Here is a 16,180-nt window from a genome sequence, read left to right on the forward strand (position 1 = left end):
GTGTCTGCCACATCGTGCAGACACGCCGTTTCTCTGCCTGGGCAGAGACTTTCCTATTGCCGCACTTCGTTAGACGGCGAGCCGAGATAGCGGTGCAAAGCATCACCGCTGTTCCGCGGACGGAAACCGGCCGCCTTAATCTTGTCCAGCGGAAGCACGCTGTTCAGTGGCCGCGGTGCGGCGTCTTTCCCGGCAAAGTACTCAGCCGTGCTTACGCCGGTGACATCGGTACGGTGTCCGCCGGCAGCTGCATAGACATCCGCAGCGATGTCCGCCCAGGACTGGGCCGGACCTTCGTTGCTGACGTTGTACGTTCCAAACGGTGCCCCGCTGGTCAGCAGGTGCTTGATCGCCGTGGCGATGTCTTCCGTGAAGGACAAGCGGCCTATCTGGTCGTTCACTACGGAAGGCTTGATTCCCCGCTCGGCGAGGGAATGCATGGTGCGGACAAAGTTGCTGCCCTCTCCGATCACCCAGCTGGTCCGCACAATGTAGTGCTTCGGAACGACAGACACGACGGCGTCGCCGGCGGCCTTGGTCTGCCCGTAGACTCCCAGCGGAGAGAGGGGCTCGTCTTCCGGATGGGTTTCGTTCGTGCCGTCGAACACGTAGTCACTGGAGACATGCACCAGCACCAGCCGGTTCGCGGCGGCAACCTTGGCCAGCCGCGCCACAGCCGTGACGTTGATTTCCCAGGCCAGGCGCCGGCCGTCCGGAGTCTCCGCTGCGTCCACCGCCGTATAGGCGGCCGCGTTGACGATGGTGGAATAGTTCTTCCAATTGCGCTCATAGGACGCAGGATCCGCCAGATCGAACTCGGCCCGTCCAGCGAACTCGACGCTTGCATCGCCGTCATAAGCCTCCCGCAGAGCCCGCCCCAGCTGTCCGTCAGCGCCCAGGACGAGGGTCTTTCGGGGTGCCATCGGAACGACGTCGGCCAGGCGGGGATGCGCTTTGTCCTTATCCGAGAGCTCAGCCTGCTCCAGCGGAATGGGCCATTCGATGGCAGCGGTCTCGTCTGCGAGGTTCAGGAACGTGTACTGGCCCTGCGCATCCGCGCTCCAGTGGTCATTGACCAAGTAGGTGTAGGCCGTGTTGTCTTCGAGCGTCTGAAAGGCATTGCCCACTCCGCGCGGAATGAAAATCGCCTGGCTTGGATCCAGTTCAGCTGTATACACAGCACCGAAGCTCGGTCCTTCGCGCAGGTCCACCCACGCACCGAAGATTCGACCGGTGGCAACGGAGATGAATTTATCCCACGGTTCGGCGTGGATGCCCCGGGTGGTGCCGGCCTTCTCGTTGAAGGAGATGTTGTTCTGGACCGGGCCGAAATCGGGCAGTCCCAGCGCCAGCATTTTCTCCCGTTGCCAGTTTTCCTTGAACCAGCCGCGGTTGTCGCCGTGGACAGGCAGGTCATAGAGGACGACGCCGGGAATCGCGGTTTCATGGGCGGTGAGCGCCTTGGAGAATTCCACCATGCCGCTACTGCCCCTGAACCTTGTACTTGGCTTCGGTTTCGGCTTTCTGCGGCCGCCACCAGGCTTCGTTTTCCCGGTACCAGTCGATCGTGTCTTCAATGCCTGCCTCAAAGTTGGAGAACTTCGGTTCCCAGCCCAGTTCCGTACGCAGCCGCGTGGAGTCAATGGCATAGCGCAGATCGTGGCCGGGCCGGTCGATGACCTGGTCATAGGCATCGGCCGGCTGGCCCATGTGCTTCAGGATCAGCTCAACAACTTCTTTGTTGTTCTTCTCACCGTCAGCGCCGATCAGGTAAGTCTGTCCGATTTCGCCCTTCTCGATGATGGTGAGGACAGCGGAGGAATGGTCGTTGGCGTGGATCCAGTCGCGGACGTTCTCACCGGCGCCATAGAGCTTGGGGCGGATGCCGTCGATCACGTTGGTGATCTGCCGCGGGATGAACTTCTCCACGTGCTGGTAAGGACCGTAGTTATTGGAGCAGTTGCTGATGGTCGCCTGCAGTCCGAAGGAACGCACCCAGGCACGCACCAGCAGGTCCGAACCCGCTTTCGTGGAGGAGTACGGGCTGGAGGGATTGTACGGGGTTGACTCAGTGAACCGCTCCGGGTCATCCAGTTCCAGGTCGCCGTAGACCTCGTCCGTGGAGATGTGGTGGAAGCGCTTGCCGTGCTTCCGGGCCGCCTCGATCAGGGTGTACGTGCCGATGATGTTGGTATCCAGGAACGGACGCGGATCGTGGAGGGAGTTGTCGTTGTGCGACTCCGCTGCGTAGTGGACGACGACGTCGGTATCAGCCACCAGACGGTCCACGAGGGCCGCGTCGCAAATGTCACCCTGCACGAAGGTGAACCTGTCCTCCGGCAGTCCCTGGAGAGAAGCACGGTTCCCTGCATAGGTGAGCTTGTCCAGCACCGTGATGGACGCGTCGGTGTGGGCCAGCGCGTAGTGAACAAAGTTCGAACCAATAAAGCCGGCCCCGCCGGTCACAAGGAGTCTGTGCATAGCACCACTCTAGTCTGTGCCCGCGACGGGTTGACCGGCACTGCATCCTCCAGCCTGGGCGCTTGTGCTTGGACTAGACTGGGTGGAATGTGTAAGCCGAGCACCCCTATCCCCGCACCTGGACCCAGGCCCCTGGGATGACTCGACGTTCCGCGAAGAGAACTGGAAACGACAGTGGGCAGTCCGGAGGACTCACCGGTGTTGGGTTGTCTTCACTGATCGCAGCTGCCTCGGGATATCTGGTCATGTTCATCGCGGCGCGTACCCTGGATGAGGCCGAAAACGCCTCATTTCTTGCGTATTGGGCGGCCCTGTTTTTCGTCATCGGGATACTGGCCGGAATCATCAACGAGGGTACGCGGGCAGTCAGCAACAGTGTTCAGCGAGGCACACCGGGGACCGGCCCCAGGATCCTGGACACCGGGCTGGGGATTGGGATAGCTGCGGCCCTAGTCATCGCAGCGTCGTCACCGTTGTGGGCCGGCGAACTTTTCGCCGGCGGCCAGCCGTGGCTGCTGGTCGCAGGCATGAGTCTGGTGGCAGTCGCCTACGCCGGGCATGCGTCTCTGGCGGGCGCTGCCGGCGGGCTGCGCGAGTGGAAGCTTTTTGCGGGGCTGGCAGCCGCTGAGGCACTCGTCAGGCTGGCGGCGGTCACTCTCGTGGCCCTGCTTGCGGCCGGACTTGCGGGCATAGAAATGGCATGCATCGCAGGCGCCTTCGTGTGGCTTCTTTTCGTTGTCTTCGGATCCAACGCCCGCAAGGCTGCCCGTGCCAGGTCAGATGTCCCGGGGCCCGTGCTGATTCGACGCATGGGGCACGCCCTGACTTCGGCGGCAGCGACGGCGACACTCATCACCGGATACCCGGTGCTCTTGAAGTTCACGACTCCGGACGCAGAATATGCACTCGCTGCGCCCCTGATCCTGGCCATCTCCTTAACACGTGCCCCCATTATGCTGCCTTTACAGGCCTTTCAGGCGGTACTGATTAACCGCTTCGTCAACGCTCCGCGGGACCGCGGCCTGGGGATGCTGGTCCGACCGCTTGCCCTGATTCTGGCTGTCGGGGTGGCAGGTGCCGCCTTGGCGGCCCTGGCTGGCCCATGGATCATGCTCATTTTCGGTCCCGGCTATTGGGTTGACCCGTGGACGATGGCCGTTTTGACCTTCGCGGCAGCCCTCATGGCGGCCCTGACGCTCACAGGGACCATTGCCCTGGCCATAGACCGGCACCGGATTTATGCCGTCGGATGGGTCACCGCAACCGTGGTGGCCCTCGGTGCACTGTTGCTGGATGGTCCACTCATCGAGCGGGTCTTTGCGAGCCTTATCGCCGGCCCGCTTGTGGGGATTGCAGTGCACGTTATCGGAATACGCCGCCGCGCGTCTGATGTTGTTGTGCCAACGATCCCGGAACAGAAGGACAGCTGATGTTTTCTAACCCGCCGTTGGTGAGTATCGTAACGCCCTGCTACAACGCCCAGGAGGTCCTGTCCCGAGCCGTGGAAAGCGTCCGCAGGCAGACCCTCGCTTCGTGGGAACTCGTCCTGGTCAATGACCGCTCGACGGACGGGACCGCCGCTGCCGCGCAGGAGCTGGCGTCCCAGGATTCCAGGATCAAGGTCCTGGACCTCCCGGAGAACCTCGGAAGTTCCGGGGCCCGCAATGCCGGGATCGACGCCGCCACCGGAAGCTATCTCGTCTTTCTGGACGCGGATGACGAGATGCTGCCTGAATTCCTCGCCCGGCTGACAAGCCTCATGACGGCTGACACTGATGTTGTGGTCTGCGGCCACTTCCTCGTCAGCCCGGACGGAGAGATCAAGCAGCGGAGCAGCAAGTCCAAGGGTATGCTGCGGACCGGCGATGCAGTCCGCGCGGGGATGACGGGGGCACTCACTCCCTTCCCTTGGGACAAGCTATATCGCAGGGAGCTCTTTGAGGGCCTGCGATACCCCGAAGGTGCCCACCGGTTTGAGGACATGACCATGAACGTGGCCCTTTATGCACGCAGCAGGGCCGTCAAGGTGTGCGATGAACCGCTTTACCGCTACTACGTCTCAACCGGCTCCCTCACCTGGGGACGGATTCCCAGCACGACCGACACGGAAACTGTCAAAGCTCATCTGGAGGGCAACTTGGACTCCGGTTACCGAACCGGTGCCTTCGCTCCGGCCTACGCAGCGATGCAGGTCCTGATGTACCTGCTCGTGGCACAAAGCGCTGTCATCTCCCGGGACCGCGATACCGGAAAGCAGGTCCTGACGGATTGCAGGAAACAACTGACGTACCCAATGGTTGCCCAGGCAGCCCGGATCGCTCCCGTGCTGGCGGGCGGCGCAGCCCTTCTGAAGCTGTGGCCAACCGCCTTCGGGGCTCTGTACCAACGCTATGCCGCCCGCAGCTACGGCCTCGGCTGACCGCTCAGCGGGCCCCTTCATCCGCAAACCTTCTCTAGAATTGGTATAAGTTAAGAGATATGGCCAATCCCCCCTACAAACGTGCGCTGGTTATCATGCCCGCATGGAATGAGGCCGAGACCGTAGGCGCCACCGTCCGCGAAGTCTTGTCCCTCGAGGATAAGTTCGATGTCCTTGTGGTCAACGACGGTTCCACTGATGGGACCGGCGAGGCAGCGGCGGCCGCAGGAGCAACCGTACTCAACCTGCCGTTCAACCTCGGGGTGGGCGGGGCCATGCGTGCCGGCTTCCGGTTCGCTGTTCGTGAAGGTTATGACTCCGCCATCCAAGTTGATGCGGATGGACAGCACGATCCCGCGGACATCAGGCGCGTTCTCAACGGACTCCAGGATGCGGACATCTCCATTGGCGCGCGCTTTGCCGACCGGGGTTCGTATAAAGTATCCGGGCCCAGGAAATGGGCCATGCAGGTGCTCGCCGCGGTGATCTCCCGTCTGAGCCGTACTCGGCTGACTGACGTAACGAGCGGCTTCCGCGCCGCTAACAGCCGTGCCTTGGCCCAATACCTGGATCATTACCCGGCCGAATATCTGGGAGACACAATAGATTCTTTGGTCGTCGCGATTAAGTCCGGATGCAAGGTGACACAGATTCCCGTGGAAATGCGGATCCGCCAGGGCGGCAAACCAAGCCACAACCCGATCAAGGCCGGCATCTACCTCGGTCGGTCTGTTTTCGCACTCCTGTTTGCCCTTACACGCAAGAAATCAAATCCGCCTACCCAAAACGGAGTGTGAGAGTGGCACTCATCACAGCCTTTATCCTGCCGCTAATCATCGTTGTTTACATCCTCGATCTGGTCCGCAGGAAAAAACTCCGTGAAAAATACGCGGCCCTGTGGCTCATCGTCGGCGTAATCACCCTGGTCTTCGCCGTTTTTCCCGGTCTCTTGGGTGCTGCAGCGACTGCACTGGGTGTGCAGGTACCGTCCAACCTTCTCTTCGCAATTACGATCGTTTTCACAATCGGGGTGCTGCTCCACCTTTCGGTAGAGATCTCGGAAGTTGAGGACGAGACGCGTGCGCTGGCTGAGGAAGTGGCCATTCTCCGTGTACAGGTGGAACGCCTCAGGGCAGGCGCGAACAGCGGGCCCTCATCCACCGACTCACAGTAGCCACCCGCCGTCCAGTATTAATTCGTAGAAAGTACATTCCCTTTCCATGCCACTAGACATATTCATCCCGTACTGGGGCGATCCGGACTACATGATGGAGACGGTCCAGAGCGTCCTCGCTCAAACCAGCGACGACTGGCTGCTGACGGTCGTGGACGACGCATATCCCGACACCACCATCCAAGAATATTTTGCCGGGGTAAACGATCCCCGAATTCGTTACGTACGCAAGCCGCAGAATGAAGGAATTACGGCCAACTACCGGACATGCGTGGAGATGGCTACCCAGGAGGTCATGACCATTCTGGGCTGCGACGATGTCCTGCTGCCCAACTACGTCGAGACGGTGATTGAAGGACATCGGAGATTCCCCGGTGCCGCCATCATCCAACCTGGTGTCCAAGTCATCGACGAGGACGGACGCATTACACGAACCATGGTGGACACCGTCAAGCAAAACGTGGTGCAGCCACGGGTACGCGAGTACCGCATTCTTTCCGGGGAAGCTCTTGCGGCCAATCTCCTCCACGGCGATTGGTTGTACTGGCCGTCGCTGGCTTTCCGCGTTGACAAGATCCGCGACGTTGAATTCCGCGAAGGCTTCCCGATTATCCAGGACCTGGCGCTGGTAATGGACATGATCTTCAAGGGGGACCAACTTCTCCTGATCGACACGCTGTGCTTCTCCTACCGGCGTCACACAGCCAGCGCTTCGTCGTCAAAGCTCGTGGACGGTTCGCGTTTTGCGGGCGAACGGGACTACTTCAGCCTGGCAGCAGAACAGGCCAAAGAACTCGGCTGGTTCAAGGCCGAGCGTGCTGCCAACGCCCGGATCACGTCCCGTGCCCACGCGCTGACCCTACTGCCCAAGGCCTTGATCAGTCAGAACACCGCCGCCGCACGGGTCCTCTTTCGGCACGGCTTCGGCCGCTAACAGGTTTAAACGAAAGGCATAATAGTGAATTCGGCACAGAACCACTCAGCAGGGACGGTCCTGGTAACCGGCGGTGCGGGTTTTATCGGGTGTGCAATCTCCGATTCCCTCGTCACTGCTTTCGAACGGGTCGTCGTCGTCGACAGCCTCCATCCACAGATCCATCCTTCGGCGCAGCGGCCGGCGGAACTCGCTGCCGGGGCCGACCTTCGCGTAGGCGATATCACGGATGCGAACTTCATGGACAGCGTACTGTCAGATGTGGCACCCGACGTCGTCATTCATTTGGCTGCGGAAACCGGAACAGGACAGTCCCTCGAGGAGTCCACCCGCCACGCCATGACAAATGTCGTGGGAACCACCACCTTGCTGGACGCGTTGAACCGCAGCGGAAAGCTGCCGCGGCGTATCGTCCTGACAAGCAGCCGGGCGGTCTACGGCGAAGGTGCCTGGCGACACAACGAAACCGGTGAGCTTTTCTACCCGGGGCAGCGCACGAGCGAGACGCTCGAACAGGCGCAGTGGGACTTTCCGGGGGCCACGCCCACCGCGATGGACGCGTCCGAGGTCTTCCCGGCCCCTGTCAGCGTCTACGGCGCAACCAAGCTTGCGCAAGAGAACATCCTTCAGGCATGGGCAAAGTCCTACGGGGTGGAGCCGGCGATCCTGCGTCTGCAGAATGTCTACGGTCCGGGTCAGTCCCTCATCAACCCCTACACGGGGATCATGTCGCTGTTCTGCCGCATGGCTAAGTCAGGCAAGTCCATTCCGCTCTACGAAGACGGTGACGTCCGTCGCGACTTCATCCTGATAGATGACGTGGCCTCCGCCGTTGTCGCCGCGGCGACGGCTTCTGCAGCGCCTCACCGGATCCTCGACATCGGCTCGGGGGAATTCCAGACCATTGGCACGGCCGCTTCCCTCATCGCAGCCCACTACGGGGCCCCGGAGCCGCACGTCACCGGCCAGTACCGCCAAGGGGATGTCCGGCATGCCTGGGCGTCAGTGGACGCCGCTGCCAGCGACCTTTCCTGGAAGGCCCGCTTCAACCTGGTGCAGGGCATCGACCGGCTGGCCCACTGGATCGACGAGCAGCCCAACGTCCAGCCCGCCTAGAACCCCGCGCCCAGCACGCGGGCACCTGCAGGTATGCGCAGCTCCTCAAAAAGGGGCTGCGCATACCTGTGTCTGCCTTGCGTTAGTCAGCGGCCCGCCAGCACCTCGGCAAGCAGCTCCTCGTTCCAGGGGTCCACGACTATCAAGGCGTCCGGGTCCTCAGCCCGGATGGCGTTGACAGCTGCATCAAATCCCCTCACGCCTTCTTCGAGGGCAAACATGCGCCAGGACAATTTCCAGTTGTGTTCGGTGTAGGTCTGAGTGAGGGCGCTGTACCACTGCTGGGCCAGGACAGGGTCCATCTGGGTGGTGCTCGTGGTCAAATACATTGCAGGCTCGCCCGTGTTCCGGGAGACCGCGTTGAGAAGCGCCAGGACGCTCCTGGAAGGACCGGACTCCCGAATGCTGTCTTGGGACAGCTTTTCCAAAACGCCGCTGGCCGTTGCGGCCAGACCGGCGTCGGGCACGTGCACCAGCCCGCCAAACGCCTGGGACGCTGCTAGCATGGCTGCCGCGCTGGCCGCGTACAGGGCAGGGCGCTTTCTGCGTCTTCCCCGCCGGCCGGCCCCAGCCGGTGGCCTTCCGAATCCCGCAGCGTCAACGAAATGCATGACTGCCACGCCGGCGAGAACCAATGCCATCAGCTCCAGGGAGAGCATGAGCTTCATTGAGTAGTAGAAAGTGTGCCTAGGTCGATGAGTTGCATGACAGACATCGCCAGTGTCGCCACTGCCCCGCCGGCGAGCACCACAACGCTCCACCCTGCCCTCAGCTGGGACGCCGACAGTCCCTGGCGGCGATTCCGTGACAGCAGCAAAATGTACGCAACGGCACAGAGAGCGAGCAGCTTCCACAGGACCCCGACGTCAAAATTCGGAAACGATGTCTCAGCCGTGACTATGTCCTGCACTTCGACTGAAGCGAGCTGATAAACAGCCACTGCGGCACCAATCAGTCCCAGCACGATGACTGTCCCTGCGGCAGCGGCCTGCGACTTCGCAGCGGCCCATCGGCTGCGTCTGCCAGGCAGGCAAAGCATGACTACTGCGCCCGGCAGGTAAGCGAGCAGCGGCAGCCAGTTGTTCGCTATCCCAACGGCTGCGGAGGTCGCGGCCAGCAACGGAAGGCCCATGGCGGGGCGGTCCATGGAAACCGCCAGCAGCACGGCAGCTGCAGCGAGGGAGACCGCCAGGAAGAAGTTAGCGTACCCATGCATATACGCAACGGTGCCGGGGCCGAGGGACCAGCCGCACGCGATCACCATGGCGACCGGCCCGCCGATGAGGGCGGAGCGGCGAAACGCCGGCAACGAACATAGTCCGGCGGTGACGAGCAGCGTCGACAGGACAACTGCAACCGCCGTCAAAATGGAGTAGCTGACCAGTTCTGCTTCCATCGGACGCCATGATGGTCCGTGGACAAGGTCAGCAAGCGTGGCCAGGAGTGAATGGAAACCTTGAGGATAATCGGAGAAGGACCACGCGCTCCCGTCGGGTGCAGACGGAAGAAGCGGGATCACCTGGCCTTCTCGACGGATCAAGAAGTACATGTTGAAGTGCGAAGCGTGGTCCCACCGGGAGGACAGGAGAGACAGTGCGTCCTCGGCACGGCGGACAGTCAGCGAATTCCATTGGACAAAGGCTGCGGCCAGGCCAGCGGTAAGAGGGATCAGGTCAATTCCCCGCACCTGCGGCAGCAAGGACCTCCGCACGGACCCTCCGGCCAGTCGGAATACGGCCGCTGCAGCCGCTGCCCCGGCTGCCGCACCCAGGACCAGGGTGCCGCGGTCAGGGAAGAATGCCGGCCACGGCACCCACCACAGCAACGAAACTCCCCCGAGAAGCACGGGAAGAGTGAGCAAAAGCCGTCTCGATAGGGTTTCGGCCACCGGCAGCACCAGAAGGAGGCCCAGAAGTACAAACAGCATCACAAAGCCGTTGAGCAGCCCCGCTGACCTCAGGATGGTGACGGCAGCTAGTCCTGCGGCGCCCGAAACCCCAGCCAGGACCCCTGCATATCGGTTGGCAGTTGGCGGCCTGGAAGAGACTTGTCTTTGACTTCTGCGTTGTGGATCGGTAATCGTCATCGATCGGCTGTCTCGGGGTCGCGCTTCTCAGCTTGACCTGTGCCTTCCTTGGGGTGGACCGTTTTGCGTCGACCACGAACCGCTCGCATTACGGGCCTTTCAACGAGAATCCAACTGGCCGCCGCGAGGGGGAAGGAACATAAGGTTGCGATCAGCGTGAATGGAAGGATGCCAAGTTGATCGACGCCGTACACCGCCAAAAGCTGCTGGACTGGAAATGCGTAGATGTAGAGGCCGTAGGAAACGTCGTTCTTCTTGATGATCGCCGGCGAGGGCAGCCAGAGTGATATCCAGAGGATCCCGTAGCAGATGAACACTGCGGAGGCGGCCCCGCCCCACTCTGGAACCAGCGCCGTAATCAGGACTGCTGCGCCGATTGAAAGGACCGCGGGCAGCCAGTGGATACCGATCCGGTCTTTCCAAACCTGGACCACGGCCCCACCCAGGAAGAAAGGCAGGAGCTGGAAGAGCAGCCGGAAATCAAAATTGTCCTGCAGGTAGGGAAGGACAGACTCAATGTTGGCTTCCACCGCCACGCTCAGGACGAACGCTGCCGTCATGAACCACGGAGACTTCCTGAAAAAGGCGAACACCCCGACGAAAGCAACGAGGATATAACAGAGGAACTCGTAGTAAAGGCTCCACAGCGAACCATTCCAGGCGCCTGGGTAGGGAACATTGAAGGGTGAACCGGCGACGTCGTAGGCGTTCATCTTCAGGCCAAGGTTCGCAAAGACGTAGTTGGCCGGAGTGGTTGCTGTGCCGAAGAAGCCGTCCAGGTTGCCCTTGGCGGCCGCGTAGCCGATTGGAGCGAAAACGAAGGCCACTACGACGAGGCAGACCACGAAAGCAGGCATGATCCGCGCCACACGGTGAACCAAATAGTCTCCAAGGGAGTTTGACCAGCGGCTCGCGGTAATAAGGTAGCCGCTGATAACAAAGAACCCAGCTATAGCCCAGCCGCCGAGGGTTTCACCTGCGAATCCGGGTTCATAATCTGACCCGGTAAGTGGCCAGCTGTGGTGGACCAGGACAGTCAATGCCAGAAGCAACCGAATGAGGTTCAGGCTGTTGTTCCGGTTGTCGAAGGGTTTACCGACCCAGAGCTGGTTGGCGGACAGATCGGTTCTTGGCACAAGCCCTCCAGAACATAGGCAACTATCATTCAATAATGTTCGCTACGCCACCGGGTTCTGACGGGCGGAGAGACCTGCCTGCACGCGGGTCCGGCCAGCCCGCCCGGGACCATAATTTGGCGGGCTAATGAGCTCAGGCGATACTTCTTAGTATGCGTGGCATCATTCTAGCCGGAGGAACCGGTTCCAGACTTCATCCCATAACGCGGGGCATCAGCAAGCAACTGGCCCCCGTCTACGACAAGCCGATGATTTATTACCCCCTCTCCACGCTGATTCTCGCTGGGATCCGGGACATCCTCATCATCACCACCCCGCATGACTCCGAACAGTTCAAGCGGCTGCTTGGGGACGGTTCGCAGTTCGGCATCTCACTTACCTACAAGGAACAGCCGACTCCGGACGGCCTGGCACAGGCCTTCATCCTCGGCGAAGATCACATCGGACAGGACACCGTGGCGCTGGTCCTGGGCGACAACGTGTTTTACGGTCACGGGATGGGTACGCAGCTGAAGCGTTTCAGCGACGTCGACGGAGGAGCCGTGTTCGGTTTCTGGGTTGCTGATCCCACGGCATACGGTGTTGTCGAATTCGATTCGGAGGGCAAGGCGCTCTCGCTGGAGGAAAAGCCGGCTGTACCGAAGAGCAACTATGCCGTACCAGGGCTGTACTTCTATGGCAATGACGTCATCGAGAAGGCCCACGCGCTCAAGCCTTCCCCCCGGGGTGAGCTGGAGATCACCGACATCAACCGCGCATATTTGGAGGAAGGCCGGCTCCAGGTCGAGATCCTGCCTCGGGGAACCGCGTGGCTGGACACCGGGACCTTCGATTCCCTGAACGACGCATCGAACTTCATCCGCACCGTCGAGAGCCGTCAAGGCCTCAAGATCGGTGCACCGGAAGAGATTGCCTGGCGTGCTGGTTTCCTAAGCGACGACGAACTGCGTCAACGCGCTGAACCTCTGGTCAAGAGTGGCTACGGCGAGTATCTGCTGAGTCTCCTTGCGTTCGGGAAATAGCTTCCACCCTGGCCGCTCTGCCTCTCCCGGCGCTGGCCACGTCCAGCACCGACGCCGTCAATTGTAAGGACCACCCATGGACTGGCTCAACGCCGCCCCTGCAGTACTGACCAGCTTGGCCGTGCTGTTCCTGCCAGGATTCGCCGTGACAGCTGCACTGCGCCTGCGGGCTTTTGACGCTGTCGCATTGGCTCCGTTGGTTAGCGCTTCCTTGATCAGCGTGGGGGCGGTAATCGCGTCGTTGACCGGGTTGGCATGGACTCCGGTTGTTCCCGTCGTCGGAGCTTTGCTTGCTGCTGCCGCGGCCGTCGCCGTTCGTCAGATAGTGAACCGAAGGTGGCCCTCGGCCTCACGCTTGCCGCGGGCTTCAACCCCCTCCCAGGAGCTGGCATTCTTCGCAGGGACTGCGGTCGCAGCGGTGATCCTTGTTTGGCAGGTGACCCGGGTGTTCGGCAACCCCGATTCCTTTTCCCAGTCCTTCGACAACATCTTCCACCTGAACGCGGTTCATTACATCCTCGAGACGGGTGACGCGTCCTCCCTCTCCGTCGCGGGAATGACTGCAGGCGATGGTCCTGTTCCGTTCTATCCCGCCGGATGGCACGGCTTCGCATCACTGGTGGCGCAGGTCTCCGGAGCGGAGCTCACGGTTGCAGTAAACGCGGCGAATATCGCAGTGGCTGCAGCCCTCTGGCCCTTCTCAGTAATGTTTGCCATCAGGCAGCTCGCGAAGCTCGCTCCAGCCGCGGTGATTGCCGGCGGCGTATTGATCGCCAGTTTTCCCGCCTTCCCGATCCTCCTCCTCGATTTTGGCGTCCTCTACCCAAACTTTTACTCCTTGGCCATGGTGCCTGCGGGCCTGGGCCTGGCTGCGATCGTTCTGCAGCAAGCGCCGAATACCAGGATCTCGGTTCCTGCCGCAGCGTTCATCGCGTTGCTGGCCTACCCCGGGATCGCACTCGCCCATCCCAACGGCATGCTGACACTTCTGCTCCTGGCTGTGCCGCTGGTGATAGGCGCATACGCTCTTTATGTCCAAGCCGCCCGCAGCGCAGGCAAGGAGCCACTTCGGTCAGTTGTCCTGCCTACACTGGCCCTGCTCATAATCTTGGGGGCGTTCGCCGCGGTCTGGAACTTCGTTCGGCCGCCGGAAGAGGCCGCATTCTGGGGTCCCGTCGAGTCCTCTGCACAGGCGTTTGGGGAAGCACTGTTCAACGCGCCCTTCGGACGTCCTGTGGCCTTCCTGGCCAGCGTCCTTGCGATCATTGGGGTGGCAGCCGCCATCAAGCTTCCCCGGCTTCGATGGCTGCCCGCTTCCTATCTGATCGCAACAGCTTTGTTCGTGATCGCGTCCGGCTTCGAACGCTCGACCCTCCGCAGCTTCATTACCGGCGTGTACTACAACGATCCGAATCGGCTCGCGGCCATTCTTCCGCTCCTTGCAGCACCCCTCTCGATACTCGGGCTGAGCACGGTGTTCGTCTGGCTGGGCAGTCGCGCGGCTTCCGCCCCCGGCGGCCGCGTGCTTGACTCGTTGACGCCGCGGGGGCGTGCCGTAAGCGCAGGCGCGGCAGGTCTGGCAGGTTTACTGGTTCTGCTGCCCTTGACCCAGGGCCGGAACATGGACGACGCAATCTGGCGTGCATCACAAATGTACGTACTGTCCGAAGATTCAGCCCTCGTCTCTTCTGACGAACTGGAACTCATGGAACGGATAGACGAAATCGTGCCGGAGGACGCGACGATTGCGGTCAATCCGTACACCGGCGGAGCTTTGGCCTTTGCCTTCTCGGACCGGGACACCACGCATAGGCATACCCTCGACACGGTAACCGAAGACACGATTACGATCGAGACCGAGCTGCGGGACGCGGACCTCATCCCCGAAATATGTGTCGCCGCGCGAAACGAAAACCTCCAGTACGTGCTGGACTTCGGCCAGAGGGAAGTTCACGGCGGGGATCACCGCTACCCGGGCATCGAAAACCTGGATACGGATCCTGACTTCGAACTCGTGGACCAGGTGGGAGAAGCGAAGCTGTTTAGGTTCAACGGCTGCCAGGAGTAACTTCCAGGCCGGGGCGGCAGTCATACCGTCAGCCCCGGCAGGACTGCTGGTACGGCAGGACGGCTGGACGGCTGGTAAGACTCGTACGGCGGCAAGCCACGGGCACGTCAAAAGCTTTGGGGTTGACCCGCTGCCCCTGTTATCCGGCGCGCATCTTGTCGACGACTTCCTGCACGGGAGCATCCATGACGATCTGTCCGTGCTCCAGCAGGACGCCGCGTTCACAGATACGGGAGACCAGGTCAAGGTCGTGGCTGACCACTACCAGGGTCTTGCCCTCACCGGCCAATTCCTTGATCTTGTCGATGCACTTCTTCTGGAACGGCTCATCCCCCACAGCGAGGATTTCATCGACCAGGAATACCTCAGGATCCGTGTGGACCGCTACGGAGAAGGCGAGCCGCAGGTACATACCGGAGGAATAGAACTTCACCTCGGTGTCGATGAACTGGCCGATCTCCGAGAATTCCACGATCGAGTCGAACTTCTCGTTGATCTCATCCTCGGTCATCCCCAGGATGGCGCCGTTCAGGTACACGTTGTCACGGCCGCTGAGGTCGTGGTGGAAACCCGCACCGACCTCGATGAGACCCGCAACGCGTCCCCTGGTGCCCACGCTGCCGGCATCGGGGCGCATAACGCCTGAGATGTGCTTCAGCAGGGTCGACTTTCCGGAACCGTTCAGGCCCAGCAGCGCGACAGTCTCTCCCTGCTCGACCGTGAGCGTGACATCCTTGAGCGCGTCAAACTTCTCGCTCAGGTCGCCCTTGCGGCCCTTGATCAGCCAGACGAAGGCTTCCTTCATCGAACGTGTGTGGCGCAGGACGAACCGCTTGTTGATGTTGCGTACTTCAATGGCAGTTGCCACGGGTCAGAGCTCCTGAGCGAAACGGCCTTCAAGGCGGCGGAAGACGAGCTGTCCGGTCATGAGGACCAGTCCTGAAATGGCCAGGCCAATAGGCAGCCACATGGACAGAAGGTGCGGAGGGATGGCCTCTGCTCCGTCCGTCGTGGGAAGCCAGAACGCGTAGTGGAACGTTTCGACGCCTACCGTAATCGGGTTCAGCTGGTAGATGGTGAAGAAGGTGTCACCGAGCTGCTTCTGCACCATCGTCCAGGAATACAGCACCGGTGAGGCCCAGGTGGCGATCATCAGCAGCATGTCCACAAGGTTCTCGGCATCGCGGAAATACACGTTCACGGCACCAAAGAGCAGGCCCAGCCCCGTGGCCAGCAGCGCCACGATGACAAAACCGCCCACCGCCGCCGCGAGCTGGAGTGCATTCGGCCGCCACCCGTTGAACAGGCAGGCGACCACCAGGATCAAGATCTGCGGCACAAAGTGGACGCCGGATACCCAGACCGACGCCACCGGGAAGAGCTGGCGCGGGAGGTAGATCTTCTTGATCAGCCCGCCGTTGCCCACGATCGACCGGGACGCGTTACCCAGGGCCTCAGTGAAGAAGTTGATCAGCACGATTCCGGAGAACAGATAGATCGCGTAGTTCGACAGACCTTCGGGGTTGCCGGGGCTCCTCTCCAGGCCCAGAAAGACGCCGAGGGCTACGTAGAAGACAATGAACTGCACGCCCGGCTTCACGTAGGACCAGAGCAGACCCAGCACCGAACCCCGGTACCGGACCTTCAGTTCCTTGGCGACCAGCAGTTTCAGCAGGAAGCGGGAGCGGAACAGATCAGCGAATCCGCTGCCACGTCCCGGCGTCTGAAGAGCTTCGGCGGACAA

At 61.4% G+C, this 16,180-nt stretch carries 15 protein-coding genes; 8 read left to right on the forward strand and 7 right to left on the reverse strand.

Annotation, left to right across the window (positions count from 1 at the left end):
- Nucleotides 1–53: 53 nt before the first annotated feature.
- Together TVB01_RS14040 and rfbB are read right to left on the reverse strand one after the other, a co-directional pair.
- The gene (locus tag TVB01_RS14040) at nt 54–1,478 is read right to left on the reverse strand and encodes a sugar nucleotide-binding protein (RefSeq protein ID WP_422456529.1); all 1,425 of its coding nucleotides are present in this window, start codon (nt 1,476–1,478) and stop codon (nt 54–56) included.
- Between the two features lie 4 nt (nt 1,479–1,482).
- Nucleotides 1,483–2,481, reverse strand: coding sequence for a dTDP-glucose 4,6-dehydratase (rfbB, locus tag TVB01_RS14045; RefSeq protein WP_422456530.1), 999 nt, complete (start codon nt 2,479–2,481; stop codon nt 1,483–1,485).
- A gap of 206 nt (nt 2,482–2,687) precedes the next feature.
- Here rfbB and TVB01_RS14050 point away from each other — a divergent pair, with 206 nt between their 5' ends.
- From TVB01_RS14050 to TVB01_RS14075, 6 genes are read left to right on the forward strand one after another with little or no spacing between them, the layout of a single operon-like run.
- Nucleotides 2,688–3,911, forward strand: coding sequence for a hypothetical protein (locus TVB01_RS14050; RefSeq protein WP_422456531.1), 1,224 nt, complete (start codon nt 2,688–2,690; stop codon nt 3,909–3,911).
- Nucleotides 3,912–3,931: 20 nt separating this feature from the next.
- The gene (locus tag TVB01_RS14055) at nt 3,932–4,900 is read left to right on the forward strand and encodes a glycosyltransferase family 2 protein (RefSeq protein ID WP_422456532.1); all 969 of its coding nucleotides are present in this window, start codon (nt 3,932–3,934) and stop codon (nt 4,898–4,900) included.
- A gap of 59 nt (nt 4,901–4,959) precedes the next feature.
- A complete protein-coding gene (locus TVB01_RS14060; RefSeq protein WP_422456533.1) occupies nt 4,960–5,697 on the forward strand; it encodes a glycosyltransferase family 2 protein in 738 nt (245 codons plus the stop codon).
- A gap of 2 nt (nt 5,698–5,699) precedes the next feature.
- Entirely contained in the window at nt 5,700–6,074 is a 375-nt protein-coding gene (locus TVB01_RS14065; RefSeq protein WP_422456534.1) for a DUF2304 domain-containing protein, read from the forward strand.
- 46 nt (nt 6,075–6,120) lie between these two features.
- A complete protein-coding gene (locus TVB01_RS14070) occupies nt 6,121–7,008 on the forward strand; it encodes a glycosyltransferase (RefSeq protein WP_422456535.1) in 888 nt (295 codons plus the stop codon).
- Nucleotides 7,009–7,032: 24 nt separating this feature from the next.
- Nucleotides 7,033–8,124, forward strand: a complete 1,092-nt coding sequence (locus TVB01_RS14075; protein WP_422456536.1) for an NAD-dependent epimerase/dehydratase family protein — start codon at nt 7,033–7,035, stop codon at nt 8,122–8,124.
- Between the two features lie 86 nt (nt 8,125–8,210).
- On the opposite strand, the gene TVB01_RS14080 is transcribed toward TVB01_RS14075, so the two are convergent.
- The 3 genes from TVB01_RS14080 to TVB01_RS14090 form a co-directional block, all read right to left on the reverse strand.
- Complete coding sequence (locus TVB01_RS14080) at nt 8,211–8,792, reverse strand: hypothetical protein (protein ID WP_422456537.1); 582 nt, start codon at nt 8,790–8,792, stop codon at nt 8,211–8,213.
- Nucleotides 8,789–10,051, reverse strand: coding sequence for a hypothetical protein (locus tag TVB01_RS14085; protein ID WP_422456538.1), 1,263 nt, complete (start codon nt 10,049–10,051; stop codon nt 8,789–8,791). Before TVB01_RS14085 ends, TVB01_RS14080 begins: the two co-directional genes overlap by 4 nt.
- A gap of 155 nt (nt 10,052–10,206) precedes the next feature.
- The gene (locus TVB01_RS14090) at nt 10,207–11,346 is read right to left on the reverse strand and encodes an acyltransferase family protein (RefSeq protein WP_422456539.1); all 1,140 of its coding nucleotides are present in this window, start codon (nt 11,344–11,346) and stop codon (nt 10,207–10,209) included.
- Between the two features lie 152 nt (nt 11,347–11,498).
- Between TVB01_RS14090 and rfbA the strand changes: the two genes are divergently transcribed.
- The gene (rfbA, locus tag TVB01_RS14095; protein WP_422456540.1) at nt 11,499–12,368 is read left to right on the forward strand and encodes a glucose-1-phosphate thymidylyltransferase RfbA; all 870 of its coding nucleotides are present in this window, start codon (nt 11,499–11,501) and stop codon (nt 12,366–12,368) included.
- A gap of 76 nt (nt 12,369–12,444) precedes the next feature.
- Nucleotides 12,445–14,436: a DUF6541 family protein gene (locus TVB01_RS14100; RefSeq protein WP_422456541.1), complete on the forward strand. Its 1,992-nt coding sequence runs from the start codon at nt 12,445–12,447 to the stop codon at nt 14,434–14,436.
- 139 nt (nt 14,437–14,575) lie between these two features.
- On the opposite strand, the gene TVB01_RS14105 is transcribed toward TVB01_RS14100, so the two are convergent.
- Complete coding sequence (locus tag TVB01_RS14105; protein WP_422456542.1) at nt 14,576–15,304, reverse strand: ABC transporter ATP-binding protein; 729 nt, start codon at nt 15,302–15,304, stop codon at nt 14,576–14,578.
- A 3-nt stretch (nt 15,305–15,307) separates the two neighbouring features.
- Nucleotides 15,308–16,180: an ABC transporter permease gene (locus tag TVB01_RS14110; RefSeq protein WP_422456543.1), complete on the reverse strand. Its 873-nt coding sequence runs from the start codon at nt 16,178–16,180 to the stop codon at nt 15,308–15,310.

It is taken from the genome of Arthrobacter sp. 7Tela_A1, assembly GCF_049311065.1.
Classification (GTDB): domain Bacteria; phylum Actinomycetota; class Actinomycetes; order Actinomycetales; family Micrococcaceae; genus Arthrobacter_B.